18 protein-coding genes, 1 pseudogene and 1 riboswitch are annotated in these 19060 nt (G+C 32.8%); of the genes and pseudogenes, 6 read left to right on the plus strand and 13 right to left on the minus strand.

Features of this window, described 5'->3' with window-relative positions:
- Genes BM088_RS02890 through BM088_RS02910 form a run of 5 tightly spaced genes read right to left on the minus strand, consistent with a single transcriptional unit; the run spans nucleotide 1 to nucleotide 4911 of the window.
- Nucleotides 1-1320 (minus strand): ATP-binding protein, encoded by a 1320-nt coding sequence (locus BM088_RS02890; RefSeq protein ID WP_177207934.1) that lies wholly within the window; start codon nucleotides 1318-1320, stop codon nucleotides 1-3.
- Nucleotides 1321-1363: 43 nt separating this feature from the next.
- Nucleotides 1364-2023: a response regulator gene (locus BM088_RS02895; protein WP_091979760.1), complete on the minus strand. Its 660-nt coding sequence runs from the start codon at nucleotides 2021-2023 to the stop codon at nucleotides 1364-1366.
- Nucleotides 2020-2676 (minus strand): tetratricopeptide repeat protein, encoded by a 657-nt coding sequence (locus tag BM088_RS02900; RefSeq protein WP_091979762.1) that lies wholly within the window; start codon nucleotides 2674-2676, stop codon nucleotides 2020-2022. The genes BM088_RS02895 and BM088_RS02900 overlap by 4 nt, the downstream gene beginning before the upstream one ends.
- A gap of 58 nt (nucleotides 2677-2734) precedes the next feature.
- The gene (locus BM088_RS02905) at nucleotides 2735-4228 is read right to left on the minus strand and encodes an AMP-binding protein (RefSeq protein ID WP_091979764.1); all 1494 of its coding nucleotides are present in this window, start codon (nucleotides 4226-4228) and stop codon (nucleotides 2735-2737) included.
- Nucleotides 4225-4911 (minus strand): thermostable hemolysin, encoded by a 687-nt coding sequence (locus BM088_RS02910; protein ID WP_091979766.1) that lies wholly within the window; start codon nucleotides 4909-4911, stop codon nucleotides 4225-4227. The genes BM088_RS02905 and BM088_RS02910 overlap by 4 nt, the downstream gene beginning before the upstream one ends.
- Nucleotides 4912-5093: 182 nt before the next feature.
- Here BM088_RS02910 and BM088_RS02915 point away from each other — a divergent pair, with 182 nt between their 5' ends.
- The 3 genes from BM088_RS02915 (at nucleotide 5094) to udp (ending at nucleotide 7997) form a co-directional block, all read left to right on the plus strand.
- Nucleotides 5094-6569, plus strand: a complete 1476-nt coding sequence (locus BM088_RS02915; RefSeq protein WP_091979768.1) for an HDOD domain-containing protein — start codon at nucleotides 5094-5096, stop codon at nucleotides 6567-6569.
- Nucleotides 6570-6904: 335 nt separating this feature from the next.
- The gene (locus BM088_RS02920) at nucleotides 6905-7099 is read left to right on the plus strand and encodes a (2Fe-2S)-binding protein (protein ID WP_091979770.1); all 195 of its coding nucleotides are present in this window, start codon (nucleotides 6905-6907) and stop codon (nucleotides 7097-7099) included.
- A 142-nt stretch (nucleotides 7100-7241) separates the two neighbouring features.
- The gene (gene udp, locus BM088_RS02925; RefSeq protein ID WP_091979772.1) at nucleotides 7242-7997 is read left to right on the plus strand and encodes a uridine phosphorylase; all 756 of its coding nucleotides are present in this window, start codon (nucleotides 7242-7244) and stop codon (nucleotides 7995-7997) included.
- Nucleotide 7998: 1 nt separating this feature from the next.
- Here udp and cdd read toward each other — a convergent pair whose 3' ends face one another.
- From cdd to BM088_RS02960, 7 genes are all read right to left on the minus strand, one after another.
- Nucleotides 7999-8886, minus strand: coding sequence for a cytidine deaminase (gene cdd, locus BM088_RS02930; protein ID WP_091979774.1), 888 nt, complete (start codon nucleotides 8884-8886; stop codon nucleotides 7999-8001).
- A 40-nt stretch (nucleotides 8887-8926) separates the two neighbouring features.
- Nucleotides 8927-9298 (minus strand): hypothetical protein, encoded by a 372-nt coding sequence (locus BM088_RS02935; protein ID WP_091979776.1) that lies wholly within the window; start codon nucleotides 9296-9298, stop codon nucleotides 8927-8929.
- Nucleotides 9299-9388: 90 nt separating this feature from the next.
- Nucleotides 9389-9478: riboswitch (cyclic di-GMP riboswitch) on the minus strand.
- Between the two features lie 73 nt (nucleotides 9479-9551).
- Nucleotides 9552-10100: a hypothetical protein gene (locus tag BM088_RS02940; RefSeq protein WP_091979778.1), complete on the minus strand. Its 549-nt coding sequence runs from the start codon at nucleotides 10098-10100 to the stop codon at nucleotides 9552-9554.
- The gene (locus BM088_RS02945; RefSeq protein WP_091979780.1) at nucleotides 10093-10641 is read right to left on the minus strand and encodes a sigma-70 family RNA polymerase sigma factor; all 549 of its coding nucleotides are present in this window, start codon (nucleotides 10639-10641) and stop codon (nucleotides 10093-10095) included. The genes BM088_RS02940 and BM088_RS02945 overlap by 8 nt, the downstream gene beginning before the upstream one ends.
- A gap of 15 nt (nucleotides 10642-10656) precedes the next feature.
- Nucleotides 10657-12384 carry a vWA domain-containing protein gene (locus BM088_RS02950; RefSeq protein ID WP_091979782.1) on the minus strand — a complete coding sequence of 576 codons (1728 nt, stop codon included), beginning with the start codon at nucleotides 12382-12384 and terminating at the stop codon, nucleotides 10657-10659.
- Between the two features lie 162 nt (nucleotides 12385-12546).
- Nucleotides 12547-12963, minus strand: a complete 417-nt coding sequence (locus tag BM088_RS02955) for a GNAT family N-acetyltransferase (protein ID WP_091979784.1) — start codon at nucleotides 12961-12963, stop codon at nucleotides 12547-12549.
- Nucleotides 12964-13223: 260 nt separating this feature from the next.
- Nucleotides 13224-14465: an EAL and HDOD domain-containing protein gene (locus BM088_RS02960; RefSeq protein WP_177207935.1), complete on the minus strand. Its 1242-nt coding sequence runs from the start codon at nucleotides 14463-14465 to the stop codon at nucleotides 13224-13226.
- A 235-nt stretch (nucleotides 14466-14700) separates the two neighbouring features.
- Here BM088_RS02960 and BM088_RS02965 point away from each other — a divergent pair, with 235 nt between their 5' ends.
- The 3 genes and pseudogenes from BM088_RS02965 to BM088_RS02975 all read left to right on the plus strand — a co-directional run bounded on the left by BM088_RS02965 (nucleotide 14701) and on the right by BM088_RS02975 (nucleotide 17517).
- On the plus strand, nucleotides 14701-15105 hold the full coding sequence (locus tag BM088_RS02965; protein WP_091979788.1) for a hypothetical protein: 405 nt from the start codon (nucleotides 14701-14703) through the stop codon (nucleotides 15103-15105).
- 151 nt (nucleotides 15106-15256) lie between these two features.
- Nucleotides 15257-16651: pseudogene (locus BM088_RS02970) on the plus strand (putative bifunctional diguanylate cyclase/phosphodiesterase); the annotation flags it as partial.
- Between the two features lie 146 nt (nucleotides 16652-16797).
- Nucleotides 16798-17517, plus strand: a complete 720-nt coding sequence (locus tag BM088_RS02975; RefSeq protein ID WP_091980048.1) for a tetratricopeptide repeat protein — start codon at nucleotides 16798-16800, stop codon at nucleotides 17515-17517.
- On the opposite strand, the gene BM088_RS02980 is transcribed toward BM088_RS02975, so the two are convergent.
- Complete coding sequence (locus BM088_RS02980; protein WP_091980050.1) at nucleotides 17514-18914, minus strand: coniferyl aldehyde dehydrogenase; 1401 nt, start codon at nucleotides 18912-18914, stop codon at nucleotides 17514-17516. The genes BM088_RS02975 and BM088_RS02980 overlap by 4 nt on opposite strands.
- Nucleotides 18915-19060 lie beyond the last annotated feature (146 nt).

Genomic DNA, 19060 nt, shown 5'->3' on the forward strand with positions numbered 1-19060 from the left:
TTATTTTCCTAAGTTATTATCATATGCGGTAAAAGTAATTTTAACTGATAAACCACCTAAAGGCGAAGATCCTAATAGAATTTCTCCTTGATAAATATCAATAATATGTTTGACTATCGCAAGACCTAAGCCACAGCCGATTACACTTGATTTATGTTGGTCACCACCACTTCGATAAAATCGGTCAAAAACCCTCTCATAATCCGCTTCACAAATTCCAGGCCCAGAATCTTCAATTAATAAATTAATTTTATCCGCTTTTTGATTTATTTTTATTTTGACTTGACCTTTTTTGGGAGTATATTTTATCGCGTTACCAATTAAGTTTTGTAATAATGTTTTTAGTGTGAAATGCTCTCCTAGTATTGGCGCCTCAGAGCCTTCAAGGCTAATATCTTGCTCCCTGAGTTCAACTTGGGGATAGAGATCCATTACAACTGATTGCACCGCTTTTTGTAGATTAATTACTTCGAACGTTTGAACAATATGATCTGGGTGTGTTCTATTGAGCATTAATATTTGTTCAACCACATGTGACATACGTTCAATGCCTTTTTGAATTGCATTTAATTCTTTGGTTTGACCTAAATTTACGGTTAAATTGTGAATCGCAATATTTAAACCGCTTAAAGGAGTTCTTAGTTCGTGTGCTGCATCGGATGCAAAATGTTTTTCACGTAAAAATGCATTTTCAACCCGGTTAAACAGCTTGTTTAACTTTTCAATAACTGGACTGAGTTCATTACTATTATGCTCGATGATTAAAGGTGAAAAATCATCGGCTTGTTTTTTTTGCAATTGTCGAGAAAGAGATACAAGTGGTTTTAAGCTTCTTTTAATCGTAAAACTAATGAGCAAGGCTAAAAATGGCATGCTTAATATAAGAGGCGTAACAGCTGCTAGAGTCATGTTTTCAGCTAACTGAAAACGATATTTTACGGGTTGTGCAACAAATATCCAACGTTCCAGATCAGCGTCATTATTTGCATATAAACGCCATCTTTGATTTGCAAAGTTAACATATGAAAAACCCTCAACAAATTTTCCCAGAGCACTTTTTAAGTTTGGATTTGGGATTAAGTTTAAAGTTAATTCTTTATTGGTCCATAACTGAACTGCAAAGTTTGACGCTTCGCTTTTAGTGTGTGTTTTAAGTTTTCCCTCAACAGAAATCATAGCGCGCGAAATTGATTTTAATTGTTCATCAAACATTTGATCTGCTTGAGACATACTCGCTTTATAGCCAGATATCGCAGCACTAAAACAAACTAAGATAATTGATGACAATAAAATCAAGACTAAATAATTACGAATTGACATTATAAACTCAGTAAAAACATAATTTAAATAAGGTATCATTCATTTAGTTTTTACCTACAATATAACCAATCCCACGTACTGTTTTTATAAACTTAGTGGGTAACTTCTTACGTAAATGGTGAATATGTACCTCAACAGCATTGCTGCTTACTTCCTCACCCCATTGATATAATTTTATTTCTAATTGCTCTCTTGACTGAATACGCCCTGTATTTTCCATTAATGCTTTTAGAACCATATACTCTTTTTTGGGTAAATCTAAAACCTTTCCATCAAACTCAACAGTATTATTCGCTAAATTAAGTGCAATCCCCTCAACTTCTAAAGTCGAGCTGCCAAATTGCCCGAGTCTTCTTGCCATAACTCTGAGTCTTGCTAACAGCTCTTTAGGGTCTACAGGTTTGACTAAATAGTCATCAGCTCCTAAGTCTAATCCTCTTATTTTATCATCTGTGCTGTCTCGTGCTGTTAAAATAAGTACAGGAGTTAATGGTTGTGTTCTGCGTTGATGTTTTAAAATATCAATGCCATCCATATCGGGTAAACCTAAATCTAATATGATTAAATCAGCTTCTTTCATATCTATTGCTAACAAAGCTGATTTACCATTAGCGCAGTGATCTGCGCTATAACCTTCATTTCTCAGGGACTGAATAAGCCCCTGAGCAAATAAAGTATCATCTTCAACTAATAATATTCTCATTTTTTCCTTAATTTTTTATCTACTTTAGTCAGTAATTCTGTTATTTCTTGTTGTCTTGATTTATCAGCTAAAGGGCGTGTTTTACGAGATTTAGCATGTTGTGCAATGACTAAATGTTTTTTTGCTATTTTATACTTTCTATCATCATAGAGGTATTGTGCATAAAAGTAATTAGGATCTATGCCGTTAGGGTTTATTTCTAATGCTCTTTTAAAGTTTTCTTCTGCTTTTTTATCACTGCCAAAACCAATTGGCCAACCAGGCACTTGGCTATAGAGTGTTGCTAAACTTGTATAGGCAGAGCCCGCAAGTGCCTTATCATTGATTTCAAGCGCCTTCTCAAGAGATTTCTTAGAGTCTTTAACTAAAGATAATGCGCCTAAGCCACCTTTTGCGCCAGCATAACTAGATTTAATGATACCGTTCCAAATATACCCTTCTGCACTGTGGGTATATTGAGTTTTAAATGAATCAGCTTGTTTGATTAAATCATCAAACGCTTTTTCTTGTTCATCGTCTTTAAGTTCATAATTCACTATGGCCCAACGTTTTTGGATTTTTAGTAAATCATCTTCCATATTTGCTTTTACAGAAGTGGGCAATGTAAAACCTAGTCCAGCGGTTACTAAGAGTGCGTATGTTGAAAGTTTCATAATAATAATTCCTGTCTTCTTTGTTTTAACAATTGATTTGAAGTCAAAATAATGAGCTCTAAGCCATTAAGTTTGCGTAAAGTGTTACATCCTTCTGTGAGGTATATAATGCATTTATTTCGCGTTCAAAGCGTGAATAAATAGTCATTCGTTTTGGTCTGTTATTTTGAGTAAAGAGTCCATCTTTTGGTGACATTGTTTCATCTAAAATATGCCATTGCTTTATTTTTGCGTAATCAGGAAGTTGAAAGTTGACTCTGTTAAATAATGAACTCACTTTACCTTTACTAACATTTTTATTTACAACAATTAGCGCACAGCAAAAAGGTTTGTTGTCACCAAAAACAACACATTGCTCTAATAATCCCGAGGATAATAGTAAAGCCTCCGGCCATTCAGGGTTGATATTTCGACCAAAACTTGAGATTAATACATTCTTCTTTCTGCCTTTAATGACAAGTTTATTGTTAACAATGCTGGCAATATCACCTGTTTTGATAGATTTGGCATACCAAGTATCTTTTTGATTTAAATAACCTAAGTGACAATTTCCTTTTATCACGAGTTCACCATTTTCTAATTCACAATTCAGGTGATTTAGTATGGTTCCCGCAGTTTCAATATCATGCTTACTAGGTGTATTTAGGCACACAACTGAAGCACATTCGGATAAGCCATAACCTTGATATACTGGCAGTCCTAAATATTGAGCTTGCTTTAGTAATTCAGGCGCAACATGTGCACCACCCACAGCAATAAATTTAAGCGATTTGGGAATTTCCCATCCTGAACTTGCTGCTTGAACTAATAAAATGAGTAATTCTGGAACGCAAATTAAGCTGTTTGGCTGGTGTTGTGTTATGGCTGATAAAAATGTATTTGGGTCAACTAACTGACTGCCACTAAAGCCTAGTTTGTCTTGAGTCAGTACGACGACTTCACCAGATGCTAATAAAGGAGCATATACTCCGGCTATATTCTCAAGTAATACAGGCAGAGGCAGTAAACATAAATGTTTTGGTGCTTCTAAACCTATGCTTTGTTTTAAAGAGTTAGCAACTAAAACTTGATTTTCTGTACTTAAACACACACCTTTTGGCGCTCCAGTTGACCCCGATGTAAAAGTGACCTTTTGTGTTTTTTGTGGATATTGTGCATTACCTGATGTACTTAACATATGGGCAAATAAAGGTGTTGTTTCAAAATCAGAAATAAAATCAACATTGCCTGTATCTGCGTTTAAGGCAAGTTCTTTATTTAAACTAATAATTAACTCGACATCCGCAGAATTAACAACATGTCCAAGCTGAGTCGAAGTAAAAAATACAGGCAAAGGAATGCATTTTAAATTTAATTCTTGCGCTGCTAAATCGAATAATATCCAATCAATAGAGTTATCTAAAGATATTGCAATCACTTTAACATTCAGGCTACTTAAAAATGCCGTTCGTTTAGAAACTTGTCGTATTAATTCTTCGTATGAAACATTTATTTGTCCATTACTTAAGGCCGTTGTTTTTTTTGCCCCTTTAATTTTGTTTAATAAACTCATAATTTTTTTAACTCCTTAGTTAATGCACTGATCTCAAAAGCAAGCTCAGCCATTTGTTTTTGGTGTTCAGGTTTTGAGTTTATTAATGCCATGATATTAGATAGTTTTAAGACACAAATTTTAGGTGCGTGAAGGTAATAATCCCCCCAATCATTCATGCCCTCTTTTAAGGCATCTTGCTTGGCGTCTTTTAATTCAACAAATGACACATCTAATTTTGTTAATAATGTTCGAACTTGGTCTGTTCCGCTAAAAGTGAGATATTTAAAATCGGCTAAAAATAATGAAACAGCCATAGTCATAAATAATGGAACAGTAAATCGTCGATTACTTGAATATAAGTTACCTAATTCTGCAATTTCGTTTCTTAAAACAGGCTTAGAGCTTAAAATTAATTTTTCAATAGGTGCATTTAAATATTGCTCAATAAATAAAGCACTACGTGCGCTGCGAAGACCCAAAGTAGCACGAGGTTTAGAGTCTCCAAGTTGAATTAATAAAGGCAAGAAACTAGATACATGGGCATCAAATGCTTTTTCAAAGCCTTCCGTGATAAAAGATTGTAATTGTGCTCTTAATTCACTGTTATCATCAAAGCACATATTTAAATTGACTCTTCTTTGTTTTGCACTCATATGCACTTTATTTCTATTTTGCATATTTGATATGTTCATTTGATTCATTTTTAAGTACCTCGTTTGTTGCTTAACTTAAATTTATGCTCTGAAACTTAAGAGAAACTTAAAAAATATAATTATTTTAAAATTGTTAAACCAAAAATGAATAAAGCGTATTTTATAATGCAGACATAGTGTTTTTTTTTGCTATATTTTATGAAGACTTATCGCCATAGGAGATATTAAGCTTGGATAAAAAATCAACCAACAAAAGTATCTTTTGGGTAGAAAAAATAACACAACAAGAAATGCCTGCATTAGCTTCAACAGTAAGGGAGCTTGAAAACTTAGCTAAAGACGATACGGCTTCTTTGGCTAAATTAGGTCAAGCTGTATTGCATGATCACGCATTAACTTCCTCGGTCCTTAAAGTTGCAAACAGCAGTGTACATATGAGCCGAAATCCGGTTACTACCGTGAGTAGAGCCGCTGTTGTATTAGGCTTATCTACGATGAAAAATATTTGCATTACATCAAAGTTATTAAGCAGTCTGCTTAAAAATAAAAATTTGACCACACAGGTCTATACTCGGTTAGTTAAACTTATGGCGCAGTCATTTCATGCGGGCATGTTGGCAAAAATGATGGTATCGAAATATGATAAAGAGATACAAGAACAAACATTTATTGCAGCACTCTTAAATCGGTTAGGTGAAAGTGCTTTTTGGAGCATAGGCGGTGAAATTACTGAGAAATTAGATGAAGTTTTACAAAATATTGACGATAAAAAGCAAATTGACCTAATAGTTTCAAGTGAACTGGGGATTTCATTTGAAGATATGAGTTTAGGTTTAGCGCGAAATTGGAATTTAGGCGATATTTTAATAAATTCATTAGTTGAGCCACAACTTAGAACTCCTGAAATACAATCAATTAATTTTGCTGTTCAATTGAGCGCTTTACTTGCAGATCCAAAACACTCAAGCGTAGCACTTAATAAACTTAAATCTAAGATTGCAAATACAATGGGAATACCAACAATTATTGCTGAAAATAAAATTCAAGCATGTTCTGAAAATACCATCACACTTCTTCACTCATACGGCGCAAGTATTTTAACTAAATTTATACACCATGCATCCAATAATGAATATGATTTCAAATATGATACTGAAAAAGAGGTTTCCACAGAAGCATTGCAATTAAAAATATTACGAGAGCTTGCTTTTTTACCTAATGATAACGCAGATTTTAATATGGTGATCCAAACCACTTTAGAAGGAATATACCGAGGTATAAAAATGAATCGTGCTATGGTGTTGTTACGCCTTAAAAACTGTAAAAAAATTGAACCAAGATTTATTTCATCAAAAAATGCAGCCCAAGCAAAAAGTGATTTTACTTTAACACTAACAGGTTTGGATAATATTTTTAGCCATGTATTAAAATATCAGGAACCAATTTGGGTATCAGGACATAACGATGAAAAATATGCCGATTACCTTAACGCTAATATTAAAAGTATCGTTTCAAAGTCAGGTTTTTTTATTGCACCGCTTTTATGGGATCAACAATGCATAGGTCTTTTTTATTCAGATAAAAAAAATAAAGAAGACAATAATATCTTACTTGAAGATGATTTCATGGCATTTACATTGTTTGTTCAACAGGCAAATTTATGTTTATCATTAATTAAAAACAAAACGCCAAAGAGAAATGTTTAAACTAACAATTGAGAATGGATAAACATAATTATAAAGGGTTTTACAGCAGAATAATTGTTAGTAATAGATTTTCCATGGCGTTTAATACTCATTCAAAGAAGTTGCTTTTTGTTATCATAAATAATCGCTGGCAATTTTTGAAAATACAGGAGTCGTAAAACAGATAAGTCATATAAGCTTTTAACTTTATTATTATTTATAATATAAATAAACTTGAACTTAGATTCAAAAAAACGTTGTTTTATTTTCATCCAAAAATATAAAAATAAAATTTGATAATCATTATCATTTAGATTAAAATTAGCACGTCTAAATGATAATGAGTTAGTTTAACTATGTATGTTTGTATTTGTCACGGTGTGACCACAAAAAAAATTGAAAATGCGATTGATAATGGTGCTCATACAATGAAACAACTATCAACAGAATTAAATGTGGGTAATCAATGTGGAAAATGTTGCCAATGCACAAAAAAAATATTAAATAATAAACTTATTCAAATTTCAAATTTAGAACCAATCGTTGCTTAACATCAATTAAAGTTAATTCCTTCACTAACAGGACACAAGTCCTCCCCATAAAAATTTAATCCAATTATCCTACTATTATATATAAAATAATAATCTGCTATATAGTTATTTAAAAGCAGTTCTTAATTGTTAAGGATATAAAATGAAAACCGTATTTCATTTAGGTTTAAATGTTGATGATCTTAAAGGTGCAAAACTGGCCATTGTACCAGGTGATCCAGCAAGAGCCGAGCGTATAGCTTCACATATGACGCAAGTAACTTGCTTAGCTCAAACCCGTGAATATCATGTCTATTTAGGTTTTTTAAACGAAAAACCTGTTGTTGTATGTTCAACAGGTATAGGCGGGCCTTCTACCTCTATCGCTGTTGAAGAATTAGCACAATTAGGTATACGTACTTTTTTACGTATTGGAACAACAGGTGCAATACAGCCAAATATCAATGAAGGTGATGTACTGATCACGCATGCATCGGTCAGATTAGATGGTGCAAGTCAGCATTTTGCACCGATAACATACCCTGCTGTAGCCGATTTTTTTGCAACTAAGGCTATGGTAGATGCATGTGAATCACTAGAAATGCCTTATCATTTAGGGATCACAGCTTCATCGGATACTTTTTATCCTGGACAAGAACGTTATGATACTTATTCGGGCTATGTTACAAATTCATTTCAAGGCAGTTTTGTTGAATGGCAAAAATTGGGTGTTATGAATTATGAAATGGAGTCTGCTACTTTATTTACTATGTGTGCAGCTCTGGGATTAAAAGCAGCTTGTGTTGCTGGTGTATTAGTTAACCGTACACGCCAGGAAATCCCCAATGTAGATCATGGGGAAATCGAAGCAAAAAGTGTTGCCGTTGTACTTGCAGCAGCTAAAACTTTAGCTGAGTAACTTACTGGTCAATTAAAATATGATTGAACGGTACTTGAAAGTCATAACTTTGAAGTACCGCTGTTGTAACACTTATTTGATTTTGTATTTTAGCTGTTTCAACTAAGGTTACTAATTTAATTGTTTCAAAATTAAATTCTCTTCCAGACAAAATCAATTGGCTAATAGCAGCCTGTAAAGGTGATAAGCTTGGACTATATGCTGCATTTTCAGCATAGCGGCCATAAAATACTTGGCCATCGTTCGTTTTTATTTCACACGCTGAAAAATTATGGCTATATGGTACATAAGACGCATTTAAATGCAGAAGCAGTTCAGCTGATACCGTTTGTGAATCATTCATGGATATGCCATGACTATGTTTTGATAGCAAACCTAAGTTATTACCTAAATCTTCAGGACCAAACGACATAGGCAAAAACGCTTTAAAGTTAAATAGTGTGTTGTCCAACAATATTTCTAAGTCATTCACACAGGCTAATTCATTCATAAACTGGCGACAGTATCCACAAGGAGCTGCATTTATTGCTATTTTTTTGATCTTATCTTCGCCTTGTAACCAGGCATTACTCACAGCTGATTGCTCGCCATGTAAAACAAGTGACAATGCTTGATTTTCAAATTCTAAATTTGCACCAAAATATAAATTACCTGAACCGCCAAGTGCAATAGCCCCGACCTTAAATTCCGAAATAGGCGCAACCGCAAAATCAGCAGCTAAAGGTAACAAGCAGGTTAGTAGAATGTCGATTGTAACTTGGTGTTGTTCTAATAAAGTCGCTACAGTCTTTTCAGGTAACATACCTGAGTTAGTTTTTAGCTGAGCTTTTATTGTATCAATTTGAAGTGGTGAGAAATCACATTTCAGTTTTTTTGAACTTAAAATCATATTATCATTATTATTTTTTATGGCTCACCATTTTATGAATTTAAGTCAAAGTATTCAACCAGTGTTTTGCTTTTTTAGTACAATCAAAATTTTCAACATCTAGATTAAAGCGTTTTGCTTTTTGTAAAACAATGTCATAACGATAACTTTCAATACCCGTTATTCTTGCCATTTTAAATCCTACTAAAAGTGCCTTTATTTGAATAAATAAATTTATAACTTCAACCCTAGGGTAATAACGTTTAAGCTCACTGACATCAACAAGTAATTTATTGCTTGAATTAACTTTTGCAAAACAGGTGATTTTTTTGTAAGTATCAATGATATCAGTAACACTAGCCTTACCAAAAAGGTTTACCATTACTAAATTTTCTGTTTCATCATAACTTAGACTTGTGATCAAACCTGACATAAAACACCTTAAACACATCAAAAAATATATATTAGAAGTTAAAATATAAAAGGCACAGAGAAACATAAACCGAATAGTTATGTTTAATATCTAGGAAACTCAGCCATCATAAATTTAATTAAATTGTTAGACCTGAAGCTTTGCGTGAGTATTTTTTCAAATACCTTGCCTTTATCTCAGGCGGGATTCTACATACATCTTAACCTGACTTCAAGGTTCAAGAACATATAGAGCTAAAGCGTTTATTGGTGCCCTAATCAGTACTCTTTAATAAATCTGCATATTTATCTTCTAATGTATGTTTTGATTGTGGGTATTGAGAAATCAATCGCTTTATTTGTATTTTTGCCTGTTCCAGTTTCCCTTGTTTTATAAGTTTATCAATTTTATTTAATTGTTGTGTTCCAAGCGCGGTTGGTCCTGAATTTTCTAGTTTATAAACACTTGGTGCAGCACTATTTTTTCGAAGTTTAGGTTTTTGATCTGACGTTTGAATTTGTTCACTAGAATCTAATATCAATTCTTGTTCTACATGTTTCTTTTTTTTATTAAAATCTTTTTCGTTAAATTCTGTTGAATGCTCTAAATATGGGTTTTTGTCGTTTATATATAATAAAGAAACTAATACAATCGATGCAGCTGTTGATATAGGGATATACCAAGACTGATACTTTTTAAATTTATTCGTTTTAGAGTCGTTTTTTGCAAAATTCAAAATGTCAGAATTAATTTTTTCGCTGGGTATTTCTTTCGAAGTGTTTTTATAAAGGGTATCTATCTGTTGTTTTGTAATTTTACTCATCATACCCTCCTATAAAGCGATTAAGGCATATTTTCAATTTTGAATAAGCATACCTTATGCGACTTTTTGTTGATTCTTTATCGCAATTTACAATGTGCGATATTTGCTGTAAATCAAACCCTGCTTCTTGCTTTAATACAAAGGCCTCTAATTGAGCTGAGGGCAAACTTTTTATACATAGTTTAAGTTGTTGTGCTAACTTAGTATTTTCCAAGTCAGATTCTAAATTAATCGCTGCTGGCATTTCATTAATTTCATTATTATCACTTCCAACAATTTTGAACTTACGATACTCATCAATTAATACATTATGTGCAATATGGTAAAGCCAAGTTGTAAATTTTGCTTGTGGTTGATAATTTTCTTTCGCCTTGATTAATTTATGCCACACTTCTTGAAATAATTCATCCACTTTACTTTTATCCGTGCATTGACGCATAAAGTAACGATATAAAGGCCCTTTGTGCTTGGTATACAGCACTTCAAAAGCCTTTAAATCGCCTTTACTATAATCAAGCATTAACAATTCATCGCTTGCCATATTATCCTTATCAATTTATAACGCTTGGGCTGTTCTCACTAATTGAATAAATTCAGCACGATAGCCAAAATCATCCTGTCCTTTATTTAGCTTAGCAAGCTCTATCACATCTTGATATGTAAACTTCGCTGTGTATTTTCCATCTTTTAATAATTGGGCGAAACCTGCAACGGCAGCTGAAAAACCAAAACTAAGGCTCGCCTCTTTGATATTAAGAAATAAATCAGTGCGATTAACGATATGAGTGAGTAACTGACTTGTATCACTATTTGGTTTTTTAAACCTTAATTTAATGAATGCCAATTCATTACTTTTAAGTTTAGCTTTTTTTAACTTTTGGTCTTGGTATCGTAAATCATCTACTCGTTTATTTTTAGAGTCTGTTAATGTAATTTCATATAAAGCGGTCACTGTGTGACCTGCCCCCATTTCTGCAGCATCAACCTTATCATTATTAAAGTCTTCTTGTTTTAAAAGCCGGTTTTGATAACCAATGAGTCTATATTCTGCAACTTGGTCTGGGTTAAACTCTACCTGAATTTTTACATCTTTAGCAATTATTTGCATTGTTGAGGCAATTTCATCAACTAATACTTTTCTTGCTTCATTGATATTATCAATATAGGCATGATGACCATTGCCAATATCTGCTAATTGTTCCATTAAAGCATCGTTATAGTTGCCTCGACCAAAACCTAATGTTGTTAAGGCAATACCTGATTTTCTTTTGTTTTTTATAAGATCTTTTAGTGCATTGATAGAGTTAAGTCCGACATTAAAGTCGCCATCAGTCGCTAAAACCACCCTATTAACGCCCTCCTTTTTAAAGTTCTGTTCTGCCAACGAATAAGCGAGTTCAATGCCACTTTGTCCATTTGTTGCACCTCCCGCCTGAAGCTGATTTAAGGCATGTGAAATACTATGGTGATCATTCCCTTTTGTTGGTTTTAATACCACACCAGCAGCTCCCGCATAAACGACAATAGACACAGTATCATTTTCATCTAATTGTTTTGTTAGCATGAGTAAACTACGTTTTAATAATGGTAATTTGTTTTCAGAATTCATTGAACCTGATACATCTAATAAAAATACTAAGTTTGCGGCTTTAAGCGCTGATTTTTCAATTTCAAAGCCTTTAAGACCTATTTTTAGTAACTGTCTATTATCATCCCAAGGCGCAGGAGCAAGTTCTGTATAAATATTAAATGGAGTTTCTATTCTAATGGGAGCTTGATATTTATAGTCAAAGTAATTAATAAATTCTTCTGCTCTAACCGCATTTGAGGGCGGTAATTTACCCATGTTAATCATGCGCCGCGTATTTGAATAACTGCCTGTATCAACATCAATTGAAAAAGTTGAAACAGGCTCGATATTTGTAAATTTCAAAGCATTTTCTGGTGTATCTAAATATTTCTCGGTATTAGATGCAACAGGCGATTGAGGATGTATAAATTGAGGTGGTTTTAGCATATATGAATTAAAAGCTGTGGGAGCGACTGTTCTCATTAGCTTAGATTTTGGACCAGCCATCATTTTCGTTTCAGTTTTAACGTTAGATTGCAGTTGTGAACTATCATTCACTTTTTCATTCACTGTGCGCTTTTGTGATACTTCTTTTTTCGATTTCAAAGTTATATCATGACTTTTATCTTGCTGTTTTGTTTGTGGGCTACACCCCGCTAACACTGTAAAAGCAAGCGAAGAAATTATAATTGATTTAGAAAAATGTGTTTTCATAACTATATCCTTTAAGGTGATATAGATATAAACGTTAGCAATAAAAAAAAGGGTTAAATTATTTTTATTATTGTAAATTTTATAATGAAACTATTTCATTCTAAATATAGAAAGTCAGAGTATTGTTTGAAGTGCATAAATGTCACTTGGATATCCATTGTGTTACTTAAATAATTTAACCATGTAATATTTACATCCTGTTTTAGGGTATTCATCCTGTGTCCATTGGATTTCATAACCGTGTTTCTTATAAAAAGGCATGGCTTGAAAATTCAATGTATCAAGCACACAGCGATTACATCCCCTTTTCTTAGCCGCTTCTTCTATCTTAGTTAATAATTGACTCCCCAAATCCAGTCCTCTTAACGATTCAGAAACCCAAAGCGTACTTAGCTGTAACCAATGACCAAATGTACGCCCTGCAGCCCCCGCAATAACCTTATTGTGTTCGTCGGTTATTTGTACTGCAATGGGTTTTCTTTCATTCACTTCCCAGTTTTGCCAATTAAACTCTGCAATTTTTTCATCTAAAAAAGTTATTAACTCAATCTTTGGTTCTTCTAATACTTCAATTTTCATTTGATGGTCCTAATAAATTGCTATGGTTTAAATCGTATTCACCCTTTGCTATATAAGTTTTGGAGGGAGTTGTAGAGATACAAGCGTGCATTCTTTTGATGGTTGAATATTTTAATAAAAGCTTAACTGGAATGCAAAATCACTTATTTTAATATATTATTCTATCGTTAAATATCAGCTGATAAAATTCAATTGTCATCTTTTTAAATTAAGTCTATTTACATAGAACGGATAAACGTTAATATATGATAATTATGAATTTAATTATTTATTTGTTCAACAAAACGGATGGCTTCCTCGCAACATATTAAAAAAGTTTTGGCGCTAAGTCCAAGCACTTCAAAATCAATTGATACTTGTGAAAAGTCCATTCTTTCATTGGCTAAAACAAGATCTAATATTACACCTAATATACCTGTTTTTGATAATAAGGCTTCTGAAAAAGATTCATCTAGGTTAAGTTCTAATATAAGGTTTTCAAAATCAGTATCAAGGGCGGCATCCAAAATTGAAAGTAAGCCAATTAAATAAGCTTGAAAAATTTTATTCGTATCATAATTTTTCATGATACATTCACAGAGCTTTGCTCTGAGCAATCCTTGGCAACATAATATACTTGGTTTATCCACCGTCAATTCGGATAAAACAAACATACTAATTAACTTTTTAAAGGGTAATTCGCCCAAATAGACTAAAGCCTGTCGTAAGCTATTGATTGGGGTATTAACATTAGGACTGACATTATTAACCATGCGTAATAAACGTGTTGTTAAAGCGACATCTTGCCCTACAATTTTACTGGCTGTAATAAAATCTAAATCAGGTTTCGCACACAAAGCCAGTAATTGAATTAAAACTTGTTTTGAAGGGCTTAAAGTTTGATGAGAAACCATCATAGGTTTTGAAAAAAAATATCCTTGAAAATACTCAACACCTGAAAGCTTGAGCTGCTTATAAGTATTATAATCTTCTACTTTTTCAACAATAATTTTTGTATTGGCATTAATACATGATTTAAGCATATGAAATCGTTCTATTGTTTCATCTACACCCGAGGTAGCGCTGAACTTAATAAAATCAAGTTCAGGTAATAAAGGTAACCACTTTTCTTTGCCATCAAAATCACTTAATGCAAACCTGAAACCTTTTTGTTTTAATATTTTAACGTGCTCAACTAATGATTTTGAAGGAGTCGTACGTTCAACTATTTCAATAATTGTTTGTTTTGCACTTAAATATCCAGGTAGCTCAGCCATAAGTGCTGCAGTTGAGTAATTAACAAATGCCATTGCCTCTCCAACATATGGAGATAATCCATAAAGAGACAAATTATCTAAAAATAAATCTAAGGAAGCCTGTTCATCAGTAACTTTTAACGGATAAGAGTTTTTATTTGAGTTGCGATACAGTAACTCATAACCGATACAGTGATAATCTTGTGTTAAAATAGGATGTCGTGCGAGATACGCTTTTGTTTCTAACTCATCTGGTCCAGTTTCCATACATTTCATTTATTTATAATACTTAGGATAAAGATAGAACAGTAAAATATTATTACCACTGACTCTGGATACTTATCTTGAAGATCAATGCCATTTTTTATTTTAAGTAATAGAATTTAAATTGTTTCCTTCTTTGCTTCATCTATACTTGGATGATGTTTTGTGATGTTTTGTCATAGTAAAACATTGACGCTTAATAACAAATATACTTGTTTAAAGTGATAAAGGAGTGAAAGTGAAAGATAAAAAAAATTTATTTTTTAAACTAAGTTTTATTATTTTTTTCAGTATGTTATTAATCTATATTGTTTTTATTCTTTCTTTTTCTCAGGCGATTTCAGTCCTACATCAAGATCTTTTCTCTTCGTCACTTGAACAAATAAAAATTGAAGATGCAAAGGAAACAAATAACACATTATTATCTGTTTTGTTTTTGAATAATCTTGTATTAGACAAAAATGATAATACTTATTTTGTAATTAAAGTGGAAAATAGTCGTTATTTTGTCATGTCTATAAAAAACATTTTGAGTAAAATTATATTGTTAATTAACTTGCCACTTTTATTATTAATTTCAAGCCTCTTTTTATTACCGATTTATTTTAATTTCAAAAAAAAAAACAGCACAATAAAGCTTTAAATCATATTAATCTGCAAGTTAACCAATTATCAAATATATTTGAACTATCAAAACCTGATAAAACGAAACAACACTGTGTTGAATCGTTAGAGACTTCTCTTAGTCTTATTATTGAGAAAATATCTCAATATCAGCGAGTGCTTCCATTAGTATTTTTCAAGATAAGCTCACTGGTTTGTGCGATAGGCATGCTTACTTAAAACATTTAGGCGAACAGTTGAAAATCGCTGAGAAAAACAATACAAAAAAATGCCTTTTATTCATTGATTTAGATGGGTTTAAGCAAGTTAATGACTCTTTTGGTCACAGTTTTGGTGATGAAATATTAATTCAGGTCGCTGAAAGGCTCAGAACAACGGTAAGGAGCCAATCACTTAGCAGTCAAGATCCTACCACTTTGCTTGAACATAATTTGGCTCGATTAGGAGGTGACGAATTCTCAGTTTTTATTGAAAATGCACAGGATCCTGCAATCGCTATAAATGTAGCACAGCAAGTTATTCAAGAAATTGAACGTGATTTTGTTTTAGGAAATAAAACAATCAAAATTGGAGCAAGCATTGGTATCGCTATTTATCCCGACAGCGCAGCTAATGCCTATGCGCTACTACAAATGGCAGATGTTGCTATGTATCGCGCTAAGACTGATGGAAGAGGAATTTTCAGAATTTACTCACCAGAAATGGGCAATAAAATGCGCAGACACCATTATTTACTTGAAGAAATGAGGTTAGCGTTAGTAAATCAATCATTCACACTCTCCTTTCAACCTATCGTGCATGTTGAAGATTGCAGCATAGATTACTTTGAGTCATTAGTACGTTGGAATCATCCTGTTGAAGGAGAAATTACACCGTCTGAATTCATTCCTATTGCTGAAGATTCCAATTTAATTTTACCTTTAGGCGATTGGATCATTCATGAAGCCTGTCGTCAAATGGCTGCTTGGTATAACGCTGGTATGAAAAAAGTAAGAATATCGATTAATGTTTCAGGTGTTCAACTAAAACATAGAATATTACATCCTTGGATAATGGATATATTAAATAAAACAGGTTTACCACCAAAATCTTTATTATTAGAAATAACAGAGTCTTGCTTTATTGAAGCAACTAAAGAAACAATAACTCAGCTAGAATTACTTAGAGAAGAAGGTATACAAATTGCTATTGATGACTTTGGTACTGGTTTTAGCTCATTAAGCACATTAGCAGATCTACCGATAGATGTAATTAAAATTGATCGACTATTTATAGAGCAGGCAAATGAAAAATCAAAATATAATAAAATATTAGAATCTATTAGTGAGTTAGGTAATAAACTCTCTTTAAAACTAGTCGCTGAAGGAGTTGAAAGTGCGGAACAATTTGAACTTGTCAGAAAACTAAATATCCAATGTGTGCAAGGTTATTTAGTCAGCCGGCCTGAAACATCTCGTAATGTTGGTAGCAAAGTACTAAAACAAAACTTAAATCATATTGCTTTAACAGGCACTAATATTTGGTTACCACACAGTCAAGACTCACAAAAATATTCTGCATTTTAATATAATGGTTTAGTTAATCAGTCTTAAAGTTTAGTAATGCTTTGATATTATGTTTATAAAATATACTTAGAAACAATTAAAACTGGATCTGCTGATCTTTGCAAGCTAGAATTAATTTAACTTTTAAAATTACAGTGGCTAACAATATGATATTTAAACAATTGAAATATGCTATTTTTGCAACAAGCCTTATCAGCACATCTGTATTTGCCGATTTACAAAAAGGAATTAATGCTGCAAATAATGGCGATTTTCAAACCGCAATAAGCGAATTTCAATATTTAGTTGATCATGATTATGCTCCTGGTATGTATCATTTGGCCGAGCTTTACTCTCGAGGTTTAGGTATTGCCAAAAACCAGCAAAAAGCCATTGAACTATACCAAAAAGCCGCAGCCCAAGACTTTCCTGATGCTATTTTTTCATTAGCCGTTATTTATAAAGAAGGTGAAGGTGTAAAAGTAAATCTACCTAAATCATTGGATTTATTTACACTTGCAGCAGATAAAGGTATGGCTGCCGCACAGTATAATTTAGGTGTTATGTATACGAACGGTGAAGGAACAAGAAGGAATTATCACGCAGCTGTGAAATGGTACACAAAAGCAGCGTCTCAAAATTATACATTAGCTCAATTTAACTTGGCACTCATGTATTTTGAAGGTCTAGGTGTTGATAAAAGCATTGAAATGTCTTATATCTGGAATACAATTGCAGAATATAATGGTAATAAACAGGCAAGTCACAGTCGAAAATTAGATGAAAAAAAACTTTCTCCTAGTCAAATTGAATTGTCTAAGGAAAAAGCTGATGAGATGTATTACAAGATCCAAGAAGGTAAATTCATAGGTAACAGACGTATTTAACGAATGAATAACTTAGAAAGGACTCTTTTCATAAATTTTTTATTGTAATTTAACAAACGACTTCTTGGGCTAAAACGATAGCTGGTCAGCACAGTTTTAGCTTTTGAAAAAGTAATAAACCCCTCTTTACCATGATATTGCCCCATACCCGATGCGCCAATGCCTCCAAAAGGCGCATCATCTGCGGATACATGCATTAAAGTATCATTAATACATACTCCACCACTATGCGTATTTTTTAAAATCTCTTTTTGAATTTTTTGGTTAAAACTCATTAAATATAGGGCTAAAGGACGGTCCCTATCATTTATATATGCAATGGCATCATTTAAAGTGTCATACCCTATTATAGGTAACAACGGCCCAAATATTTCATTTTTCATTATTAACATATCATCAGTGACATCTGTTACCAAATGGATCAGCATTTTATGCTTATCTTCATTAATTGCATTTTGTGTTACAGAAGATATTGTTGCACCTTTTAGCTGAGCCTCTTCAAGATATTGTTTTAATCTAGAAAATTGAGCCTGATTAATGATTGAACTGAAATTTTTGTCTTCGAGCCCTTCAGGATACATTTTATTAAACTCTGATATGAAGCACTTAATGAAATCATCAATTTTATCTTGGGGCAATAATACATAATCTGGAGCGACACATATTTGCCCTGCATTGAGACATTTACCTATCATCAAACGTGAAACTGCGGTTTTAATGTCCATGTCTGGCGCAATAATCGTTGGTGACTTCCCACCTAATTCAAGAGTCACAGGTGTTAAATTCGCTGCAGCTGCACGCATAACATGTTTTCCAACAGCTGTTGAACCTGTAAATAAAAGGTGATCAAAAGGCAAGCTGCTAAAGGCCTGCGCAATATCAGTTTCACCTTCTATTACAGTAATATCTGCACTTAAAGGTTTGAGTATTTCAATAATCACTTTATTTGTTTCAGGTGTGAATTCACTTAATTTAAGCATGATTTTATTACCTGCAGCAATTGCAGTTGCTATCGGGCCTAAACTTAAAAATATAGGAAAGTTCCACGGAACAATAATGCCCACAAGTCCTAACGGTTGATATTGTACTTTTATTGTTGAGGGGGCGAGTAATAAACCACTACTTCGACGTTCATTTTTAGCCCAATGAGGTAATTTTTTAATCGTATATTTAATGTGTTGTATTGTGGGTAAAATATCGGCTAAAACTGAATCAAATTCACTTCTGTAACCATAGTCTTGATTTAAGGCTGAGACCAACTCCGGTTGAAAACGCAATAAACTTTTTTTAAGTGAGTTCAGTCTATCAATTCTGCAGTTAATTTCTGGATAAGGTTCGTTCAAAAACCTTTTTTTCAATTCAGAGAATTTGTTATTTAGTATAACTTGATGAGCCATGGGCTGTATATCTTCAATAATTGGCTGATGTGGATTATGTAAACGCATATTTTCCCCGGTTTAAATCAAATAAATACCAATTTAAAAGGTGATACTAAAATTATTCAAAACCTTAAAAATTGCTATCACAGTTTACTTTTTATTTT

Origin of the sequence: Pseudoalteromonas denitrificans DSM 6059 (genome assembly GCF_900112265.1) — a bacterium.
In the GTDB taxonomy this organism is placed as follows: domain Bacteria; phylum Pseudomonadota; class Gammaproteobacteria; order Enterobacterales; family Alteromonadaceae; genus Pseudoalteromonas; species Pseudoalteromonas denitrificans.